At 69.5% G+C, this 20,518-nt stretch carries 17 protein-coding genes; 6 read left to right on the top strand and 11 right to left on the bottom strand.

Features of this window, described 5'->3' with window-relative positions:
- The first annotated feature begins 422 nt into the window (after window positions 1-422).
- Window positions 423-1,040, top strand: a complete 618-nt coding sequence (locus tag NCCP_RS12820; protein ID WP_149957683.1) for a DUF47 domain-containing protein — start codon at window positions 423-425, stop codon at window positions 1,038-1,040.
- A gap of 10 nt (window positions 1,041-1,050) precedes the next feature.
- The gene (locus NCCP_RS12815) at window positions 1,051-2,076 is read left to right on the top strand and encodes an inorganic phosphate transporter (protein WP_149957682.1); all 1,026 of its coding nucleotides are present in this window, start codon (window positions 1,051-1,053) and stop codon (window positions 2,074-2,076) included.
- A gap of 126 nt (window positions 2,077-2,202) precedes the next feature.
- Here NCCP_RS12815 and pstB read toward each other — a convergent pair whose 3' ends face one another.
- From pstB to pstS, 4 genes are all read right to left on the bottom strand, one after another.
- Window positions 2,203-2,982, bottom strand: a complete 780-nt coding sequence (gene pstB / locus NCCP_RS12810) for a phosphate ABC transporter ATP-binding protein PstB (protein ID WP_149957681.1) — start codon at window positions 2,980-2,982, stop codon at window positions 2,203-2,205.
- A gap of 64 nt (window positions 2,983-3,046) precedes the next feature.
- Window positions 3,047-4,153 carry a phosphate ABC transporter permease PstA gene (gene pstA, locus NCCP_RS12805; protein ID WP_149957680.1) on the bottom strand — a complete coding sequence of 369 codons (1,107 nt, stop codon included), beginning with the start codon at window positions 4,151-4,153 and terminating at the stop codon, window positions 3,047-3,049.
- Window positions 4,153-5,013 (bottom strand): phosphate ABC transporter permease subunit PstC, encoded by an 861-nt coding sequence (pstC, locus tag NCCP_RS12800; protein ID WP_414727729.1) that lies wholly within the window; start codon window positions 5,011-5,013, stop codon window positions 4,153-4,155. Before pstC ends, pstA begins: the two co-directional genes overlap by 1 nt.
- A gap of 182 nt (window positions 5,014-5,195) precedes the next feature.
- Entirely contained in the window at window positions 5,196-6,299 is a 1,104-nt protein-coding gene (gene pstS, locus NCCP_RS12795; protein ID WP_149957678.1) for a phosphate ABC transporter substrate-binding protein PstS, read from the bottom strand.
- Between the two features lie 273 nt (window positions 6,300-6,572).
- Here pstS and NCCP_RS12790 point away from each other — a divergent pair, with 273 nt between their 5' ends.
- From NCCP_RS12790 to disA, 3 genes are all read left to right on the top strand, one after another.
- Window positions 6,573-7,700: an FUSC family protein gene (locus NCCP_RS12790; protein WP_149957677.1), complete on the top strand. Its 1,128-nt coding sequence runs from the start codon at window positions 6,573-6,575 to the stop codon at window positions 7,698-7,700.
- A 134-nt stretch (window positions 7,701-7,834) separates the two neighbouring features.
- Window positions 7,835-9,223: a DNA repair protein RadA gene (gene radA / locus NCCP_RS12785; protein ID WP_149957676.1), complete on the top strand. Its 1,389-nt coding sequence runs from the start codon at window positions 7,835-7,837 to the stop codon at window positions 9,221-9,223.
- Between the two features lie 65 nt (window positions 9,224-9,288).
- Window positions 9,289-10,365, top strand: a complete 1,077-nt coding sequence (gene disA / locus NCCP_RS12780; protein WP_149957675.1) for a DNA integrity scanning diadenylate cyclase DisA — start codon at window positions 9,289-9,291, stop codon at window positions 10,363-10,365.
- A 36-nt stretch (window positions 10,366-10,401) separates the two neighbouring features.
- Here disA and NCCP_RS12775 read toward each other — a convergent pair whose 3' ends face one another.
- Window positions 10,402-11,091: a hypothetical protein gene (locus NCCP_RS12775; protein WP_216364720.1), complete on the bottom strand. Its 690-nt coding sequence runs from the start codon at window positions 11,089-11,091 to the stop codon at window positions 10,402-10,404.
- A gap of 179 nt (window positions 11,092-11,270) precedes the next feature.
- On the opposite strand from NCCP_RS12775, the gene NCCP_RS12770 reads away from it, so the two are divergent.
- Entirely contained in the window at window positions 11,271-12,299 is a 1,029-nt protein-coding gene (locus NCCP_RS12770; RefSeq protein WP_225873826.1) for an HhH-GPD family protein, read from the top strand.
- A 65-nt stretch (window positions 12,300-12,364) separates the two neighbouring features.
- Here NCCP_RS12770 and NCCP_RS12765 read toward each other — a convergent pair whose 3' ends face one another.
- The 6 genes from NCCP_RS12765 to NCCP_RS12745 all read right to left on the bottom strand — a co-directional run bounded on the left by NCCP_RS12765 (window position 12,365) and on the right by NCCP_RS12745 (window position 20,119).
- Window positions 12,365-12,871, bottom strand: a complete 507-nt coding sequence (locus NCCP_RS12765; protein WP_149957674.1) for an amino-acid N-acetyltransferase — start codon at window positions 12,869-12,871, stop codon at window positions 12,365-12,367.
- Window positions 12,872-13,112: 241 nt separating this feature from the next.
- Window positions 13,113-15,623 carry an ATP-dependent Clp protease ATP-binding subunit gene (locus NCCP_RS12760; protein ID WP_149957673.1) on the bottom strand — a complete coding sequence of 837 codons (2,511 nt, stop codon included), beginning with the start codon at window positions 15,621-15,623 and terminating at the stop codon, window positions 13,113-13,115.
- Between the two features lie 262 nt (window positions 15,624-15,885).
- The gene (locus NCCP_RS12755; RefSeq protein ID WP_149957672.1) at window positions 15,886-16,182 is read right to left on the bottom strand and encodes a histone-like nucleoid-structuring protein Lsr2; all 297 of its coding nucleotides are present in this window, start codon (window positions 16,180-16,182) and stop codon (window positions 15,886-15,888) included.
- A 114-nt stretch (window positions 16,183-16,296) separates the two neighbouring features.
- Window positions 16,297-16,467, bottom strand: a complete 171-nt coding sequence (locus NCCP_RS15050; protein ID WP_172627401.1) for a hypothetical protein — start codon at window positions 16,465-16,467, stop codon at window positions 16,297-16,299.
- Between the two features lie 7 nt (window positions 16,468-16,474).
- A complete protein-coding gene (gene lysS, locus NCCP_RS12750) occupies window positions 16,475-18,001 on the bottom strand; it encodes a lysine--tRNA ligase (RefSeq protein WP_149957671.1) in 1,527 nt (508 codons plus the stop codon).
- A 108-nt stretch (window positions 18,002-18,109) separates the two neighbouring features.
- A complete protein-coding gene (locus tag NCCP_RS12745; protein WP_149957670.1) occupies window positions 18,110-20,119 on the bottom strand; it encodes a M13 family metallopeptidase in 2,010 nt (669 codons plus the stop codon).
- Between the last annotated feature and the right edge of the window lie 399 nt (window positions 20,120-20,518).

Here is a 20,518-nt window from a genome sequence, read left to right as displayed (position 1 = left end):
GTCCATGCATCCCCTCCGTCCCGAAATTTTGGCCGGCCTGCGGCGGTGCTGGTCACCGCGCCTTTTCCGGCCCTTGGAAGGTCCGGCGGGGACGGAGCCGTATTGACAGAACCCCCGAGGGGGAAGAAAACTATTGGCGGTGCCGGATCGCGGCAGCCCCGGGCTCCATCTTTCAGCCGCTACGAGCGGCCTGCCGCCGAGAGGCGCTCCCGGTTCGGCACCATAAGCTTGAGAACCAGAAGCTTGATAATCAGAAGCTTGGGAACCAGGCCCGCGCGACGGGCCAGCACGCCCACCCCCGCCGCAGTGCGACGTTCGTCGCTTCCGGCCCCGGGCACGCGGATCGTGGTCGGTGGCCGCGGGCAGCATGCGTAAACTTGTTCACGTCCGCTTCCCCCTTTGAATCCGCGGTGGTAAACAACGTGAAATTCAGCCTGTTCCCTGCGGAAAACCGCGGCCTGGAACTGCTTCGCGACCTCTCCTCCGAGGTCCTGGACGGAGTGCAGGTCCTTTCCCAAATGCTCGGGGCCCCCGAGGAGGAACAGGAAGGGCTGGCCACCGCCCTCAACGCCACGGAGGCCCGCGCCACCAACCGGCACTACGCCGTGCTCACCCACCTGCGCACCAGCTACGTGAATACGCTGCCGCGGGAGGATCTCTACACCTTCTCCCGGCTGCTGCACGAGGCCGTGGAGCAGCTCAGCGGGGCGGGCGACCTGATCGTGCACACCGGAACCGCCCGGCTCTCGCGGCGCGCGACCGAACAGCTGGAGATGATTGGGCGCCAGGCCGAGCTGGCCGCTGCCGCCATCGGCCAGCTGAACAACCTCGACGACCTCGAGGACACCTGGCTGGAGATGGTGCGCCTGTCCAAGCGGGCCAGCCACACCCACCGCGTCTGGGTCGCCGAACTCTCCGACCTCCAGAAGGCCTCGACGATCATCAAGCACCGCTACGTGGCCGACCAGTTGCTCGCGGCGGTCCGTTCCCTGCGCGCCGTGGGAGACCACTTGGGCCGGATCCTGGTCAAGGAATCCTGAGCACGCCCGGATGGAACAACTCCTGCTGGGCCTGGTTCTGGCCGCGACGTGCGCCTATGCGTTCCTGAACGGTTTCCGCGACGTGTCCAACTCGGTGGCCTCCGCCGTCCGGACCCGCTCCCTCACCCCGACCATCGCCGTCCTGGTCGCCGCGTTCTTCGCGTTCGTGGGCACCATGCTCAGCCAGGCGTTCGGCACCTACCTGGTCTCCGCCGTCGACCTCAATGTTCCCGGCCGCTCCCTGGGGCTGGCGGTCATGCTCTCCGGGCTGGTTGCGGCCGGCGGATGGGGACTGTTCTGCTGGTGGCGGGGCATCCCCACCTCCTCCACGCAGGCGGTGATCTCCGCGCTGGCCGGCTCCAGCGGCGCTTCGGCGCTGCTGCTGGGCGGGGACGGAGTCCAGGGCGCGCTGCGGATGCTGCTGCTGGGGGTGGGGCTGCCCCTGCTGATCACGCCGCTGGTTGCCTACGCGGCGTCCTTCGCCCTGGTGGCCTCCGCCACCTGGCTGGCCCGCAATTCGAGTTCGGATGACGTCAATGCCTGGGGCAGGGCCGCCCAGTCGATCAGCGCGTGCGCCGTTTCGCTGGGCCACGGGCTCCAGGACGGCCAGCGCACGGGCGCCCTGCTCACCCTGGCGCTGGTGACCGGCAATGCCGTGCAGCCGGGCACCTATCCGCTGGCCGCGCAGCTCACCGGCGGCTTCTTCCTGGCTGCCGGCGCCCTCTTTGGCGGCTGGCGGATCTCCCACACCATCGCCTACCGGCTGGTGAGCATCGACGCGTTGCGCGGAGCCACCGCGCAGGCCGTCTCCGCCTCGATGCTCTTCATGGGAGCCCTGGTGATGCACCTGCCGCTGTCCACCACGCAGGCGGTCACCAGCTCGATCGTGGGCGCCGGGGCCAACCAGCGCTTCGAGTCGATCATGTGGCGCAACGTGCTGCGCGTGCTGTCCTACTGGCTCGCCGCGCCGGTCACGTGCGCGGTGCTGGGCGGCGTGCTCTTCCTGGCGCTGTCCCCGCTGCTGGGCAGGTCCTAGCTCCCCAAACGGGACGGCGGCGGCCGGACACCGTGTGGTGCCGACCGCCGCCGCGATCCCCCTCAAGATCCCCTGAAGATCCCCCTCCAGGGCCGTTCCCGCCGGAGCGGGAACACCTTACCCGGCCTATCCGAAGCGGCCGGAAACATAGTCCTCCGTGGCTTTCACGGAAGGGTTGCTGAAGATCGTTGCCGTCTCCGCGTACTCGATCAGCTTGCCCGGCTTGCCGGTGCCTGCGATGTTGAAGAACGCGGTCTTATCAGACACGCGGGCGGCCTGCTGCATGTTGTGCGTGACGATGACCACGGTGTAGTCGTTCTTCAGCTCGTTGATCAGGTCCTCGATCGCCAGCGTGGAGATCGGGTCCAGCGCGGAGCAGGGCTCGTCCATCAGGATCACCTCGGGCTTGACGGCAATCGTGCGGGCGATGCACAGGCGCTGCTGCTGCCCGCCGGAGAGGCCGGAGCCCGGCTTGTCGAGGCGGTCCTTGACCTCGTTCCAGAGGTTGGCGCCCTGCAGCGAGGACTCCACGATCCCGTCGGCGTCGCTCTTGGAGATGCGCTTGTTGTTGAGCTTGATCCCGGCCAGCACGTTGTCGCGGATGGACATGGTCGGGAACGGGTTCGGGCGCTGGAACACCATCCCGATCTGGCTGCGCACGGTCACGGGGTCGACGCCGCTGCCGTAGAGGTTGTCGCCGTCGAGCATGACTTTGCCCTCCACGCGGGCACCGGGGATGACCTCGTGCATGCGGTTCAGGGTGCGGAGGAAAGTGGACTTGCCGCAGCCGGAGGGGCCGATGAAGGCCGTCACGGTCTTGGCGTCGATGTTGATGTTGACATCTTCCACGGCCAGGAAATTGCCGTAGTAGACATTGAGGTCTGCGACGTCGATGCGCTTGGACATGGGGTTCCTTTTCAGATGAAGTCCGTGGTGCCGGGGCCGTTGGCGCCCGGGCGGGCAAATCGGGCTAGCGGCCGATTTTGGGGGCGAAGATGCGGGCGATGAGGCGGGCGCCGAGGTTCAGCAGCATGACCAGGATGATCAGCACCAGTGCGGCGGCCCAGGCCCGCAGCGTGGAGGGCTCCGGGTTGGTCGGCGAGGTGGGGTTCAGGATCTGGTAGTAGATGAACGCCGGCAGCGAGGCCATCCAGTCGGAGAACACGTTGGTGTTCATGCGGGTCACGAAGCCGGCGGTGACGATCAGCGGCGCGGTCTCCCCGATCACGCGGGCGATCGCGATGGTGACGCCGGAGGCGATGCCGGAGATCGCGGTGGGGATAACCACCTTGACGATGGTCCGCCACTTGCGCACGCCGAGAGCATACGAGGCCTCGCGCAGCTCGTTGGGAACGATCTTGAGCATTTCCTCGCTGGAGCGCACCACGACCGGGATCATCAGCACGGACAGCGCGACGGCACCGACGATGCCGGCCTTGAAGCCCGGCCCCGCGATCAGCGCGAACAGGCCGGCGGCGAACAGGCCCGCCACGATCGAGGGGATGCCCGTCATGACGTCGACGAAGAACGTGATGGCCCTGGCCAGGCGCCCGCCCTGGCCGTACTCCACCAGGTAGATGGCGGTCAGCAGGCCGATCGGAATGGAGATGATCGAAGCCCAGAGGGTGATCAGGAAGGTGCCGGTCAGTGCGTGGGCGATACCGCCCATGAGCGGGCTTTCCCCGGCGGCGGTGGCGTTGTCGACCCGGCCGCGCACGCCCTGCATGTCGCTGGTCAGGAAGTCCAGCGAGAAGCCGGCGATGCCGTTGGTCAGTACGGTCCAGATCACGGAGACCAGCGGGACCATGGCGACGATGAACGCCCCGAACATCAGGCTGGTGGCAAACCGGTCCGTGGCCTTCCGCGCGCCTTCGACGGCGAAGGAGACCGCCCAGTTGGCGGCCACGAACAGGACGGCGGCCAGCACGGCCCAGCCCCACACGTTGAAGCCGGCCAGGGACAGCACGGCGGCGGAGACGACCAGCGCGCCGGCGGCCACCGCCCAGGGTGCCCAGTTCGGGAGCTTGTTGCGGGTGAGCGCCGACCGGCTGCTGCGGATTTCAGTGGTGACGGTCATTAGTTGGCTCCCGAGAATTCCTTGTGGCGGGCCACGATCCAGCGGGCGACCATGTTGACCGCAAGCGTGATGACAAACAGCACCAGGCCGGCCGCGAAGAGGGCGTTCGTCTGCACGCCCGAGGATTCGGGGAACGCGAGTGCGATTTCGGCGGCGATGGTCTGGTTTCCGGACTGGATGAGGCTGGCGATCATGGGGCCGGAGGAGAGGACCAGGGCGATGGCCATGGTCTCGCCCAGAGCGCGGCCCAGCCCCAGCATGACGGCCGAGACGATGCCCGGGCGGGCAAAGGGCAGCACGGCCACGCGCACCATTTCCCAGCGGGTGGCCCCCAGGGCCAGCGCGGCCTCCTCGTGCAGCTTGGGTGTCTGCAGGAAGATTTCGCGGCTCAGGCTGGTGACGATCGGCATGATCATCACGGCCAGCACGACGCCCGCGGTCAGCATGGTCTTGCCGGTCGCGGAGGCCGGTCCCGTGAAGAGGGGGATCCAGCCGGCGTTTTCGGCGAGCCACACGTAGGGCGGGACCAGCGCCGGAGCCAGCACGGTCACGCCCCAGGCGCCGTAGATCACCGAAGGGATCGCGGCCAGCAGGTCGACGATGTAGCCCAGGCCCTGGGCGAGCCGGCGCGGAGCGTAGTGGGAGATGAACAGGGCGACGCCGACGGCGACGGGCGTCGCGAGCAGCAGCGCGATCGCGGCCGCGATGAGCGTGCCGACGATCAGGGCGCCGATGTGGGCGAAGAAGCTGACGCCGCCCTTGAGGTCGGCGGGGTCGGCGGTCAAGGCGGGGATCGATTCCTTGACCAGGAAGACTGCGACGCAGAACAGGACAAACAGGATCAGGGATCCGGCCACCATGGCGGCCGTGGAAAAGATCTTGTCGCCTGCACGTCCGGCGCTGCCGGAGTCGGTCAGAGCGTTGGAGGACACTGGGATTCCTTAGGTACTGAAGCTTGAGGGGGCTTCACACCAGGAGGCCCCGTCCCGCCATTGGACGGCGGGACGGGGCGTTCCGGGAGCGTTGTTACTTGACGGAAATCTTACTTGACGGAGATCGTCGCGATGGCCTCGGCGGCCCGCTCGGAGAGCTCGGCGCTCAGCGGGGAGGAGCCAGCGTCGGCCGCGGCGACTTCCTGGCCCTCGGCGGAGGTGATGTAGGTGCCGAAGGCCTTCACGAGGTCCGCGGTCTCCTGGTCGGCGTAGGTGGAGCAGAACAGGCCGAAGGTCACCAGGGAGATCGGGTAGACGCCGGCCTCGTCGGAGGTGCGGTCCAGGTCGAACGCGATGTCGTGCGCGGCGCGGCCCTCGACGGCGGTGGCGGTGTCGGCGGCCTTGGCGGCGCCCTCGGCGGTCGGGGCGGAGAATTCCTCGCCGACCTTCACGGAGGCGATGCCCAGGCCGGTGGTGCGGGAGGCGTCGGCGTAGGTGATGGCGCCGGCAGTCTTGGCGACGGTGTCGACGACGCCGGAGGTGCCCTTGGCGGACTCGCTGGCGAAGGCGCCCGGCCAGTCGCCGGACTTCTCCTCGGTCCAGATGCTCGGGGCGGCCTGGGCGAGGTAGTCGGTGAAGTTCTCGGTGGTGCCCGACTTGTCGTTGCGGTGCACCACGGTGATCTTGGTGTCCGGCAGGGTGACGCCCTCATTGAGGGCGGCGATGGCCTCGTCGTTCCAGGTGGTGATCTTGCCCGCGAAGATGGAGGCGATGGTGTCCGCGTCCAGGTTCAGGGTGTCGACGCCCTCGAGGTTGAACGCCACGGCGATCGGGGAGACGTAGATCGGCACGTCGAAAGCGCCGTCGGGGCCGCAGGTGGCCTCGGAGGCGGCCAGTTCCTCGTCCGTCAGGTAGGCGTCGGAGGCCGCGAAGTCGACCTTGCCGTCGATCAGGCCGGTGCGGCCGGCGCCGGAGCCCTCTTCGGTGTAGTTGACCTGCGCGCCGGAGTTGGCGGCGGCGAATTCTTCGGCCCAGGCGACCATGGCCGCGCCGACGGAGGATGCGCCGGTGCCGGTCAGGGTGCCGGTGACGGCGGCGGCGCCGTCGGCGGCCGGGGAGGTGGCGCCGGTGTTGCCGTTGGATCCGCAGGCGGTGAGCGCCAGGGCGGCGACGGAAAGGACGGCGGCGGTCTGGCCGATGCGAAGAGCCTTCACGTGTTGTTCCTCTTTTCGGGTGTCGGGGAGTTGGTCCCCGGAGAGTGTGGGGAGCGGTGCAGTGGGTGCCCGGGTGCGGGAGGCGCCATGCGTCTACCCGCTCCTCAACCGAGGTTAGGGGCGGCAGGTAAAGTAACATTCCGGCAAAGGTGAACGGAAGGTAAACGAAGTCCGGATTCTTGGTTGATAAACCCGGCCTCCCCTTGCGCCCGCCCTGTCCCAAGGCTAAGGGATGAGACGCATATCACCTCGCGTCCGTGAAAGACTGGGCCCATGCCGTCCCACGCCGCCTTCCGCCGTGCCGCGGGGTTCATCCGCCGGAGGACCCGGGTGGGCATCCTGCGCGTGCGTTCCTCGCTGCTGAAAATCGTGCATATCACCGTGGGCGCGGTGGCCGCCTACTGGTTCGCCGAAGAGGTCCTGGGCCATGAGGAGCCGCTGTTCGCGGCGACCTCGGCGATGATTGCCTCCGGTTTTGGCCGGGACACCACGCTGCGGCGCACCCTGGAGGTGGCGTTGGGCTGCACGCTGGGCATCGCGGTGGGCGACCTGCTGCTGAGCCTGCTGGGCACCGGTATTTGGCAGGCCGCCGTCGTCGTTGCCCTGTCCCTGGCGCTGGCACGGTTCCTGGACAGCGGCACGATCTTCAGCACGCAACTGGGGCTGCAGTCCCTGCTGGTGGTGCTGCTGCCGGTCCCGGAGGCCGGTCCGTTCGCCCGCAGCCTGGACGCGATCGTCGGGGGGCTGTTCGCGGTCGCGATCACGATCCTCATCCCCCGCCATCCGCGCAGCGAGCCCGTCAAGGAACTGCGCGGACTGCTGGGGGAGCTGTCCGGGGTTCTGCGCGAATGCGCGGCGGCACTGCTCTCCGCGGATTCGACGTCGGCGTGGCACGCGCTGGTGCGGGCACGGACCACGCAGGAGCTGATGAACGCGCTGCCGGCGGCACTGAAGTCGGCGCAGGAGACCGCGATGATCTCCCCCGCCTTCCGGCGCTACCGCGGGGAACTGGAACGGTTGCGCCGGGTGGCCGACGGCACGGACCTGGCCGTGCGCAACTCCCGGGTGTTCACCCGCCGGCTGGCCCACGCGATAACGCACGGCATCCCGGGCCCGGAGGCGGCGGAGGCGCTGGCGGAGTTCCTTGAGGGAGTGGCGGACGCGGTGGACCTGCTGGGACATTCGGTGGCCGAGGAGCACCAGTCGGCCCGCGACCGGGCCGAGCATGCGGCACGCAACGAACTCGCCGCCTGCGCCTCCCGGCTTGCCCCGGGAGCGTTCGGGGTTTCGGGGCTGGAGGGCGAGGGGCTGGTGCTGCTGCTGCGCCCCCTGCTGGTTGACCTTCAGGAAGCCGCCGGAACCAGCCACGAGGACGCCGTGAGGTACCTGCCGCGCCTCTGAGCGGGATGTTTGGGCGGGGACGCCCGGGCAGGGAGGTCCGGGCGGGGAGGTCCGGACGGGGACGTCCCCGCCCACCGCACAGGACACCGGGACTGCCCGGCGGAGTGTCAGGGGCGGACGATAGCATCGGACCCATGGCCACCAAGACCCCCGCACGCGCAAAATCCGCGCCGAGCTACCGCTGCTCCGAATGCGGCTGGACCACCGTGAAATGGGTGGGACGCTGCGGCGAATGCCAGGCCTGGGGAACCGTCGAGGAAACCGGGCAGGTCGCCGCGCGGACCACGGCCGCGGCCACCGTCGCCGAGCCTGCCCGTCCGATTGCGCAGATTGACGCCTCCGCCGCCTCCTACCGGCCCACCGGGGTCGGCGAACTGGACCGCGTGCTCGGTGGCGGCCTGGTGCCCGGCGCCGTGATCCTGCTCGCCGGCGAGCCGGGCGTGGGCAAGTCGACCCTGCTGCTGGACGTGGCCGCCCGCACGGCCCGGGGGGGCGCGCGCGTACTGTACGTAACCGGCGAGGAATCGGCAGCCCAGGTGAAGATGCGCGCCGAGCGGATTAATGCGATCGCGGACACGCTGTTCCTGACCGCGGAAACGGACCTGGGGATCGCCCTGGGCCAGATCGAGAAGCTGGACCCGGCACTGCTGATCGTCGACTCGGTGCAGACCCTGGCCTCCGGCGAGGTGGAGGGCACCGCCGGAGGCGTCACCCAGGTGCGCGAGGTCGCCGCGTCGCTGATCAACGCCGCCAAGAAGCGGAACATGGCCACCCTGCTGGTGGGCCACGTGACCAAGGAGGGCTCCATCGCCGGCCCCCGCCTCCTGGAGCACCTGGTGGACGTGGTGTGCCAGTTCGACGGCGAGCGCCACTCCCGCCTGCGCCTGCTGCGCGCGGTGAAGAACCGGTACGGCCCCACCGACGAGGTGGGCTGCTTTGACCTGACCGAATCCGGCATCGAGGGCCTGGCCGATCCCAGCGGCCTGTTCGTGACCCGCACCAAAGAGCCGGTCTCCGGGACCTGCATCACCGTGACGCTGGAAGGGCGCCGGCCGCTCGTGGCGGAGGTGCAGTCGCTGCTGGCCAAGACCAGCAACGCGCAGCCGCGCCGGGCGACCAGCGGGCTGGACTCGGCCCGGACGGCGATGATCCTGGCGGTGCTGCAGAGCCGCGCCAACCTGGACCTGTCCTCGCTGGACTCCTACGTGGCGACGGTGGGCGGGGTGCGGCTGAGCGAGCCGGCGACAGATCTGGCCACCGCGCTGGCCATTGCCGGTTCCCGGCTGGACCGCCCGCTGCCGCCGAATTTCATCGCGTTCGGGGAGGTGGGACTGGCCGGCGAGGTGCGCCCGGTGCCGGAGATTGGGCGGCGCATCACCGAGGCCGAGCGGCTGGGGTTCAAGTACGCGGTGGTCCCGGCCTCCCCCAACGGGCCCGGGAACGTGCCGGAAGGTTTCCGGGTGTGGGAGGTCAGCACGCTCCACGAGGCGCTGGAGGTCGCATTCAACCAGCGAAACCGCTAGCCACCCGTAGAATAGGCGCAAGGTCGCGCCATTTCCGTGGTCCGGCCGGCCCGGAAGGAACGGTCATGGCCAAGAGCCCCGAAGAAGCGCTGCGCACCACGCTGGCGCGCGTCGCCCCCGGCACGCACCTGCGTGACGGCCTGGAGCGCATCCTGCGCGGGCGCACCGGCGCCCTGATCGTGCTGGGCCAGGACCGCACCGTGGAAAACATCTGCTCGGGCGGCTTCGACATCAACATCGCGTTCTCGCCCCAGCGGTTGCGGGAACTGGCCAAGATGGACGGCGCGATCGTGTGTGACCGGGACGCCTCCAACATCCTCAAGGCGGGAGTGCAACTGGTCCCGGACCACACCATCCCCACCGAGGAGACGGGCACGCGCCACCGCACCGCCGAGCGCGTGGCCATCCAGACCGGCTTCCCCGTGATCTCCGTGTCCCAATCGATGCAGATCATTGCCATCTACGTGCAGGGGCTGCGGCACGTCCTGGAAGGATCCGAGCCCGTGCTGGCCCGTGCCAACCAGGCGCTGCAGACGCTGGAGCGCTACCGCACCCGCCTGGACCAGGTGACCGGTACGCTGTCCGCGCTGGAGATCGAAGCCATGGTGACCGTGCGGGATGTCGCCGTCGTGCTGCAGCGCCAGGAGATGGTCCGCCGGATCTCCGAGGAGATCGCCCAGTACGTGCTGGAGCTTGGCGTCGACGGACGCCTGCTGGCTCTGCAGCTGGAAGAGTTGAGCACCGGGCTGGGTCCGGGCAGCGACATGCTGCTCAAGGACTACTCGGAGGCGGGCACCGAGCCGCTGGACATCGAGGTGGCCCTGGCGCAGCTGCACGAGCTCTCCTCCACGGACATGATCGACCTGTCCCGGATCGCCTCCATCCTGGGGTACGCCCCGGACACGAACTCCCTGGAGACCGTGGTGCACCCGCAGGGCTACCGGCTGCTGGCGGGCATCAAGTCGGTGCCGCGCGCGGTCGCCGACCGCCTGGTGGCAACCTTTGGCGGGCTGCAGCGCCTGATGGCCGCGAACATCGAGGACCTGATGGCCGTGGACGGCATCGGGGAACAGCGTGCCCGCACGGTGCGCGAAGGCCTGTCCCGGATCGCCGAGTCCAGCCTGCTCGACCGGTTCATGTAGCGGCGGCTCCGGCTCCGGCTCCGTACGGCGGTAACCTCACTTCAGGACGAAGGGCACCTTGCCGCTGGTGGTCTCGCCCAGCTTCGCGGTCAGCACGTAGGTTCCCGGGCGCGGCTTGGCGGAGACGGACTTGCAGCCCGGGGCGCTGCGCTTGCGCTCCCAGGCGAAGCGGGCGGTTTCCGATTTCCCGGCCCGGATGGTGATCTCCGCATCCGTCGGATCCGCGAGGCAGTCCGTGGTGGAGAAGATCCGGTCCGATCCGCTGGAGACGCTGAAGTCCTGCTGGCTGGTGCCCACGTTGACCCGGCACGCGGAGGATCCGACGTTGGTGATGGTCATGACCAGGACCGGTGTCTGGCTGGACGAGTACGACTTCCTGCTGGTGGAGGCGGCCACGGCGATGTCCGCCTCCGTGCAGGCGGCAATCCCGCCGGACGACGCCGTGGTGGCCTCCCCGGCCGCAGCGGAGGGGACCGCGGGGGCCGGGGCGGGCTGCGGAGCGGCGGCGCTGGAGGCGGCCTGCCCGGAGGCCGCCGGTTCCGCGCGGAACAGTCCAACGAGTGCCGCCACGGCCCACACCAGCAGGGCCGCCACCGCCAGCAGCAGCGCCAGGGCCACCAGGCGCCGCCGGCGGTACACGGCGGGGCTGGGCCGGGTGGGGCGGGACGCGGAGGCTGGGGGCGGGACGGGGGCGTTGGGGGCGGGGCGGGACTGCTCTGGAGCCATGTTAAGAGGCTAGGGATCCGCGGGCCCGCAGGCGGGTTCCCACGCCGGGCAGTAGAGTATTGGTGCCTGTTCCGCCCCGCCGCCACCCGCTAGGAGCCCCTGCCGTGCCCCCATCCCGCCTCGGAGAGCCCCGCTGGGGAGACCCCGGTTTAGGGGAGCCCGATTTGGAGGAGCCCGGTTTGGAGGAGCCCGATCTGGTTGACCGGGGCCTGGGGGGCCTGCACCGCCGCGTCACCGATTGGTTCGCCGCGAACGCGCGCGACCTGCCCTGGCGCCGCCCGGAGTGCACCCCGTGGGGCGTGATGGTGAGCGAGTTCATGCTCCAGCAGACGCCCGTGGCGCGCGTGCTGCCCGTATGGGAGGAATGGATGGAGCGCTGGCCGGAGCCGGCGGACCTCGCCGCGGAGCCCGCCGGGGAGGCTCTGCGGGCTTGGGGACGGCTGGGCTACCCGCGCCGCGCCCTGCGCCTGCACGGCGCCGCCCAGCGGATCGTGGAGGAACATGGCGGCCGCGTGCCGTCCGCCCACGCGGACCTGCTGGCGCTGCCCGGCGTGGGCGCCTATACGGCCGCTGCGATCTCCTGCTTCGCCTTCGGCGCGCCGGAAACCGTCGTGGACACCAACATCCGGCGCGTGCACGCCCGACTGGTGTCCGGCCGGGCCCTGCCGGAGCCCAGCTACACGGCCGCCGAGGCCCGGCTGGCGGAGGCGCTGATGCCTGCGCGGGAGCAGGATGGCGGCCGGCTGGCCAATGCCTGGAACGCCGCGGTGATGGAACTGGGCGCGCTGGTGTGCACTGCCCGCTCCCCCCGCTGCCCGCAGTGCCCCGTGGCCGATGTGTGCGCCTGGGTCGGGGCCGGGCAGCCGGAGCCGCACTACGTTCCCAAGGGGCAGCCGTGGGCGGGCACCGACCGCCAGGTGCGCGGCGCGTTCATGGCGGTGCTGCGCGCCTCCGAGGTCCCGGTCCGGCGCGCGGAGCTGCTCGGGGCCTCCGGCCGGGTCCCGAATCCAGCAGCCCCGGCGGAGGATACAGCTTCGGGGGACACGGCTTTGGGGAACACGGTTTCGGGGGATCCGGCCTTGGCGGCGGCCTGGAAGCGCCTTGCCGGGCTCTCCGCGCCCGCGGACCAGCGGCTGCGCTGCCTTGACGGGCTGCTCGCCGACGGGCTGGCCCACGAGGGACCGGAGGGCGTGGCACTCCCCCACTAGTTCCGCACCCGGCCCCCGTGCCGCCCCTTCCCGCGTTCCTTCCCCGCGGCCGCGGCGCGGGGGTCCTACAGGTGGCGGATCATCCGGGTATTGCCCAGGGTGTTGGGCTTGACCCGGGCCAGGTCCAGAAACTCAGCGACGCCTTCATCGGTGGAGCGCAGCAGTTGGGAATAGACCTCCGGGTCGACCACCGACTGGTCGGCCATGACCTCGAACCCGTGGCGCTGGAAGAAGGGCACCTCGAAGGTGAGGCAGAAGACCCGCTCGACGCCAATGGCACGGGCATCCTCCACCAGTTGCTCCAGCAGGGCGTGGCCCACGCCCCGGCCGCGCCAGTCCTCGGAGGTGGCCAGCGTGCGCACCTCGGCAATGTCCTCCCACATCACGTGCAGGGCCCCGCAGCCGATGATCGCCCCGGCGGCGTCCTCGGCCACCCGGAACTCCTGCAGGCTTTCGTAGTAGGCCACGGCCTCCTTTTCCAGCAGCACGCGCCGGTCCGCCAGCGGCTTGACGAGGGCGCGGATGCTTTCAACGTCCCCGGTGCGGGCGCGGCGCAGGAAGAAGGTGCTCATGCGGCCATCCTATGCCCGGTGGACTCCGCGGGGGGGTGCCGGCGAAACAGGCCACCGCAACCGCTCCCCGCCCGCAGGCCGGGGCGGGGCGGGGCAGGACGGGGCGGGGCAGGGCGGGAGGGAGGGAGGGACCCGCATGCCAAAGGACCCCGGCTTCCGCGCCCCCGAAGGGTGCGGAAACCGGGGTCCCCCGCCGGTGGAGCCGGGCCTGTCAGAGCCTGTACAGGCCGGCCTTCCCGGACTAGCTTTCGATGGCGGCCGGTTCCGGTTCCCCGGTCAGGGCCTCGGGTCCGTCGTGGCCCACGAAGGTGAACTTCGCGGCGTCGCCTTCTCCCTCGACGTCCACCGTGATCCGCTGGCCGGTCACGATCTGGCCAAAGAGGATCTTCTCGGAGAGCTGGTCCTCGATCTCGCGCTGGATGACGCGGCGCAGCGGGCGGGCGCCCATGGCCGGGTCATAGCCCTTGGTGGCCAGCAGGACCTTGGCCGCAGGGCTGAGCTCGATCGTCATGCCCTTGTCGTCGAGGCGCTTCTGCAGGCGCTTCACGAAGAGGTCCACGATCTGCACGATCTGCTCCTGGGTCAGCTGCGGGAACACCACCACGTCATCGACACGGTTCAGGAACTCGGGCCGGAAGTGCTGGCGCAGCTCCTCCTGGACCTTGGCCTGCATGCGCTCATAGCCGGTCTTGGTGTCCGTGGCCGACTGGAAGCCGGTCATGACGCCCTTGGAGATGTCGCGGGTGCCAAGGTTCGTGGTCATGATGATCACGGTGTTCTTGAAGTCCACCACGCGGCCCTGCGAGTCGGTCAGGCGGCCGTCCTCAAGGATCTGCAGGAGCGAGTTGAAGAGGTCGGCGTGCGCCTTCTCCACCTCGTCGAACAGCACCACGGAGAACGGGCGGCGGCGGACCTTCTCGGTGAGCTGGCCGCCCTCCTCGTAGCCCACGTACCCCGGAGGGGCACCGAAGAGCCTGGAGACCGTGTGCTTCTCCGAGTACTCGGACATGTCCAGGGTGATCAGGGCGTCCTCTTCGCCGAAGAGGAACTCCGCGAGCGCCTTGGCCAGCTCGGTCTTGCCCACGCCGGTGGGTCCGGCGAAGATGAACGAGCCGCCCGGGCGGTTCGGGTCCTTCAGGCCCGCACGGGTGCGGCGGATGGCCATGGAAATGGCCTTGATCGCCTGGTCCTGGCCAATGACGCGCTTGTGGAGCTCGTCCTCCATGTGCAGCAGGCGGGAGGACTCCTCCTCCGTGAGCTTGATGACCGGGATGCCCGTGGAGTTCGCCAGCACCTCGGCGATGAGCTCCTCGTTGACCTCAGCGATCTCGTCCAGGTCGCCGTTCTTCCAGGCCCTCTCCTTTTCCGCGCGCGCTTCCTGGAGCTTCTGCTCCTTGTCGCGCAGCGCGGCGGCTCCCTCGAAGTCCTGGGAGTCGATCGCGGCTTCCTTCTCGCGGCGGACGTTGGCGATGTCCTCGTCCATCTTCTTCAGGGCCGGCGGGGCCGTCATGCGGCGGATGCGCAGGCGGGCTCCGGCCTCGTCGATCAGGTCGATTGCCTTGTCCGGGAGGAACCGGTCGGAGACGTAGCGGTGCGCCAGCTGCGCGGCCGCGGCCAGCGCGCCATCCGTGATGGAGACGCGGTGGTGGGCCTCATAGCGGTCGCGCAGGCCGCGCAGGATCTGCGTGGTGTGCTCCACGGAGGGTTCCTTGACCTGGATCGGCTGGAAGCGCCGCTCCAGCGCGGCGTCCTTCTCGATGTGCTTGCGGTACTCATCCAGGGTGGTCGCGCCAATGGTCTGGAGCTCGCCGCGGGCCAGCATCGGCTTGAGGATGGAGGCGGCATCGATGGCACCCTCCGCCGCACCGGCACCGACCAGGGTGTGGATCTCGTCGATGAACAGGATGATGTCGCCGCGGGTGCGGATCTCCTTGAGGACCTTCTTCAGGCGCTCCTCGAAGTCGCCGCGGTAGCGGGAACCGGCGACCAGGGACCCGAGGTCCAGGGTGTAGAGCTGCTTGTCCTTGAGGGTCTCCGGCACGTCGCCACGCACGATCGCCTGGGCCAGTCCTTCGACGACGGCGGTCTTGCCCACGCCGGGCTCACCGATGAGCACCGGGTTGTTCTTGGTGCGGCGGGAGAGCACCTGCATCACGCGTTCCATCTCGAACTCGCGGCCGATCACCGGGTCGAGCTTTCCTTCGCGTGCGGCCTGCGTCAGGTTGCGGCCGAACTGGTCCAGGACCACGGAACCGGCCGGCGCACCCTCCTGCTGGCTCTGGCCGGTGCCCGTACCGGTGGTCTCCTTCCCGCCCTGGTAGCCGGAGAGCAGCTGGATGACCTGCTGGCGGACACGGTTCAGGTCCGCGCCCAGCTTGACCAGCACCTGGGCGGCAACGCCCTCGCCCTCGCGGATCAGGCCAAGCAGGATGTGCTCGGTGCCGATGTAGTTGTGGCCCAGCTGCAGCGCCTCGCGCAGCGAGAGCTCAAGGACCTTCTTCGCGCGGGGGGTGAACGGGATGTGGCCGGAAGGGGCCTGCTGGCCCTGTCCGATGATCTCCTGCACCTGCTCGCGGACGGCCCCGAGCGAAATGTTCAGGGACTCCAGGGCCTTGGCGGCAACCCCCTCACCCTCGTGGATGAGGCCGAGCAGGATGTGCTCGGTGCCGATGTAGTTGTGGTTGAGCATGCGCGCCTCTTCTTGGGCGAGCACGACAACGCGACGGGCACGGTCGGTGAATCTCTCAAACATGCGGCACACTCCTAGCTAACGCGTACCTCCGATGCTACGCACGATTTGCGCCCCTGTGGGGCTTGTTCGCCGTAGGGAAAACGCGGTGCCCGAACGGGCGTGCCGGGCCGGCTTCCGCGGAGCCTCCGCCGCGGCCCCGCACGCGCCCCAGGCCGCCAGGTTTCGGGGCCGGCCATGGCGGGGATACGGTGCCGGACATACGGTGCGGGGATGCGGTGCGGGGATGCGGTTTCGCAAGGAGGCGGCAGGGCGGGGCCCGGCGTCAGGGGTGAGCGGCGCGGTAGGCCTCGATGACGTCCGAGTGCAGGCGGCCGCGCTCGCTGACCTGGAAGCCGTGCTCGGTGGCCCAGGCGCGGATGGCCGGGGCCTCGGCCGCGGAGTAGGCGTTGGAGCGGCGGGAGGCCTCGATGTAGGGCGCCAGGAGTTCGCGCAGCCGGGAGGCGTTGGCGGCCCCAAGGTCGATCTCGTAGTGGTTTCCGTCCAGTCCGAACTGGACGGTCTCTTCGGCCGGACTTCCGTCGAGGTCGTCGATCAACGTGATTTCGACTTTCCGTGCCACATGGAGCTCCTTGGTTGGGGTGACTGGCCGCCACGGCCGCCGTTTCCTGCGGTGTGGCAGGCCAGTCTAATCACATCCGGAGACTCTCAACCAAGCTTTGTCCGCGTCAGGAAATCAAATTCCGTCGTCGTTCTTTTCGGTTTCCTTCGCGGCTTGGGCCCGGCGCGCCTCGGCCTCCGCCTCCGCGCGGCGCTCGGAGCGGTCCGCGTTCATGACGGCCCGGATGACCACCCAGAACAGCAGGGCCACCACGATTGTCGGGGTCAGGACCTCCACATACTGCATGGCGGGCCTAGGCTTCCGGCTTGAGCAGCGGGAACAGGATGGTCTCGCGGATGCCCACGTCGGTGAAGAGCATCACCAGCCGGTCCACGCCCAGGCCGATCCCGCCCATGGGCGGGGCTCCGTACTCAAGGGCACGCAGGAAGTCCTCGTCGAGCTGCATTGCCTCGGGGTCGCCGTTGGCCGCCAGCAGGGATTGCTGGGTGAGCCGCTCGCGCTGGGTGACCGGGTCGATCAGCTCGGAGAAGGCGGTGCCGCGTTCCATGCCGCCGATAATCAGGTCCCAGGCCTCGATGACGCCCGGCTCGCTGCGGTGGTGGCGGGCCAGCGGCTGCGCCGACGGCGGGTAGTCGTAGACGAAGGTCGGGTCCATCAGGGTTGGCTCAACGATCTCGCCGAACAGCTCGATGGCCAGCTTCTCGGCATCCCAGGCGGGGTCGATCTTGACCCCGTGCTCCGCGGCGACCGCCCGCAGGGTCTCAGCCGGGGTCTGGGGGGTGATTTCCTGGCCGACGGCCTCGGAAAGACCCGGGTACAGGCCCAGCCAGCGCCATTCGCCGTCGAGGTTGATGGTGCCCTTGGAGGTCTCCAAGACGCGGCCGGCGCCGATGGCGTCCGCGGCGGCGAGGATGATCTCCTTGATGCGGTCCGCCATCACGAACTGGTCGGCGTAGGCCTCATAGCTTTCCAGCGTGGTGAACTCCGGGGAGTGCGTGGAGTCCACGCCCTCGTTGCGGAAGATGCGCCCGATCTCGAAGATGCGGTCGATGCCTCCAACCACCGCGCGCTTAAGGAACAGCTCGGTGGCGATGCGCAGGGTCATCGGCTGGTCGAACGCGTTCAGGTGGGTGTGGAACGGCCGGGCCGAGGCGCCGCCGTGGATAAGCTGGAGCATCGGGGTCTCCACCTCCACGTAGTCGCGCGCATGCAGGGTGTCGCGGATGGCGCGGGTGATGGCCGCACGCTTGTAGACCATCTCGCGGGCCTCGTCGCGCACGATCAGGTCCGCGTAGCGCTGGCGGACGCGGGTTTCCTCATTCAGGTCCGCGTGCAGCACCGGGAGCGGGCGCAGGGCCTTGGAGGCCATCCGCCATTCCTCGGCCATGACGGAGAGCTCGCCGCGGCGGGAGGAGATGACCTGGCCCTGGATGAAGATGTGGTCTCCGAGGTCCACCAGGCGCTTCCATTCGGCGAGGGCTTCCTCGCCGACGCTGGCCAGCGAGACCATGGCCTGCAGGCGGGTGCCGTGGCCCTCGGGGCCGCCCTCCTGGAGGGTGGCGAAGCAGAGCTTGCCGGTGTTGCGCAGGAACACGACGCGTCCGACGACGCCGACCGTGTCCGTGGTTTCCTCCCCCGCCTCGAGGTGGGACCACTGCTCGCGCACCTCCCGGAGGGAATGGGTGCGCGGAACGCCAACCGGGTACGGGTCGCGGCCGGCAGCGATCAGTTCAGCGCGCTTGTCCAGGCGCACCTGGCGCTGGTCGCTGGTGTCGGGGTGCTTGGCGGCGGCGGGGGCGGCGGTGTTTTCGGCAGTCACGGTAACCAATTCTACGTGGTATTGGACGGGGCGGACGCGGGAGGGCGGCGGGCACCTTCCATGCCGGAGGCGCCCGCCGCCGTCGTGCGGCCGGTGCGGGGCCGCCCGCTACCAGATGGAGACGCGCTCCTCCGGGGCCAGCCACATGCCGTCTCCCTCGCGGGTGCCGTAGGCGGCATGGAACGCATCCAGGTTCTTTGCCACCTGGTTGCAGCGGAACTCGGCCGGGGAGTGCGGGTCGGTGGCCAGCCGCGTGATCATGGTCTCCGGACGGGAGACATTGCGCCAGCATTCGGCCCAGGCGTGGAAGAAGCGCTGGTCGCCCGTGAGCCCGTCGACCACTTCGTCCTCCTCCAGCCCGCGCCCGGCCACGTCCAGGCGGTAGGCCTTGTAGGCAATGCCAAGGCCGCCAAGGTCGCCGATGTTCTCGCCGAGGGTGAGCCGGCCGTTGACGGTATGGCCCGGGGTCTCTTGGGGCTCCAGCACGTCGTACTGGGCCACCAGGCGAGCGGTGAGCTCCTCGAACCGGGCACGGTCCTCGTCCGTCCACCAGTTCCTCAGTTTCCCGGTGCCGTCGAACTGGGATCCCTGGTCGTCGAAGCCGTGGCCGATCTCATGGCCGATCACCGCGCCGATGGCCCCGTAGTTGGAGGCAGCGTCGCGCTCGGGGTCGAAGAACGGCGGACGCAGGATGGCGGCCGGGAAGGCGATCTCGTTCAGCAGGGGGTGGTAGTAGGCGTTGACGGTCTGCGGGTACATGAACCAGAGGTCGCGGTCCACGCCGTCGTCGATTTTTTTCAGCTCGCGGGCGAACGCAAAGGCCTGGGCGCTGGCGGCGTTGGCGATCAGGTCCGACGGATTCGCTTCCACCGGGGTGTAGTCGATCCACTTGACCGGGTAGCCGATCTTGGTCCGGAACTGGGACAGCTTCTCCAGCGCGCGGTCGATGGTCTCCGGACCCATCCACGGCAGCGCGGAGATGGACTGGCGGTAGGCCTCGATGAGGTTTCCCACCAGGCCCTCCATGGTCTCCTTGTGGCGGTGGGGGAAGTGGCGCTCGACGTAGAGTTGGCCGATGTCCTCCCCGACGGCGCCCTCCACGAACGCGACCCCGCGCTTCCAGCGTTCCTTCAGCTCCGTGGTGCCGGCGAGCTTGGCCGAGTAGAAGGAGAAGTTCTCCTGCACGAATGCGCCGGAAAGGTACGGGGCGTAGCTGCGGACCAGCTGGACCGCGAGCCAGTGCCGCCAGGCCTCGAGCGGCTGCTCCGCCAGGACCTGTTCGAGGCCCTCCAGGTAGGAGGGCTGCCACACGTCGACCTCCGCGTAGTACCGGGCATCGATGCCGGCACCGTCCAGCCATGCCTGGATTGAAGGGTGCAGGGCACGAAGCTGGTCGCCGGTAAGCAGGTTGTAGCGCGCCTGGGCGTCGCGGGTCTTGACCCGGTCCCAATGGTGCGCCGCCAGCGCGGTCTCCAGGTCCACCACCGCCGCGGCGGCCCGTTCCGCGTCCGGCACCTCGGCCAGGGCCAGCAGGCGGCCCAAATGGAGCCGGTATTCCCCGTGAAGTTCGGCGAACTTCTCCTCGCGGTAGTACGACTCGTCGGGCAGGCCCAACCCGGACTGCAGGAAGGTGAGGAGGTTGCGGTCCGGCTGGCCCGCATCGCTGCTGGCACCGACGCCGTAGAAGCCGGAAACACCCTGGCGCTGGAGGCGCCCCGTCAGCGCCACGAGGTCCCGGACGCTGGTGGTGGCGTAGATGGCCGCCAGGTCGGCGCGGATGGGATCCATGCCGCGGGCCTCGATGGCCGCCTCGTCCATGAAGCTGGCGTAGAGCGCGCCGATGCGCGCCCGGCGCGGGTCGGGGGCCCCGTCCGGCCCGGCGGGGTGCTCCTGCGCCTCCTCGATGATGGCGCGAACCGCCGCCTCGGATTCGTCGCGCAGCTGCATGAAGGAGCCGTAGCTGCCTTGGTCCCCGGGGATCTCCGCCGAGGCAAGCCATCCGCCGTTGACGTGCCGGAACAAATCGTCCTGCGGGCGAACGGCATGGTCGCGGTGGCCCGCGGTGGTGGACCCGGCCGCCGCTGCAGCGGTGGGGATGGAAGTGGGTTCTGCAGTCATGGCTCCCCTGAGGTATCGGCCCACACGGCACGCAACGCACCCGTGTGGCGGGAATTACGGTCTGGAAGGCTCACTGTACTGCCTTCGCCTGGCGGTGCGCCGGAAAACCGGGCATTTCCGCGGCAGGCGGACAGCGGTCCGAAGGCGGACCCCGGCCGGTTTGTCCACAACCGCCTGTGGGCAAACCGGCGGGTCGGGCGGTGTGCTTTGGCTGCTCCGGTGGCTGTTTGGGGTGCTGTGGGTGGCTGGCGGCCGGGCGGGGTGGGTGGGTTGGGGGTGTTAAAGGGGGGAAGCCCCCGACGGTGTGGTCGGGGGCTTCCGTAATGGTTGTCCGGCGGTGTCCTACTCTCCCACACCCTCCCGGGTGCAGTACCATCGGCGCTGTGGGTCTTAGCTTCC

It is taken from the genome of Zafaria cholistanensis (genome assembly GCF_008580665.1).
Lineage (GTDB): Bacteria > Actinomycetota > Actinomycetes > Actinomycetales > Micrococcaceae > Zafaria > Zafaria cholistanensis.
This window is presented reverse-complemented; position numbering and strand designations above follow the sequence as displayed.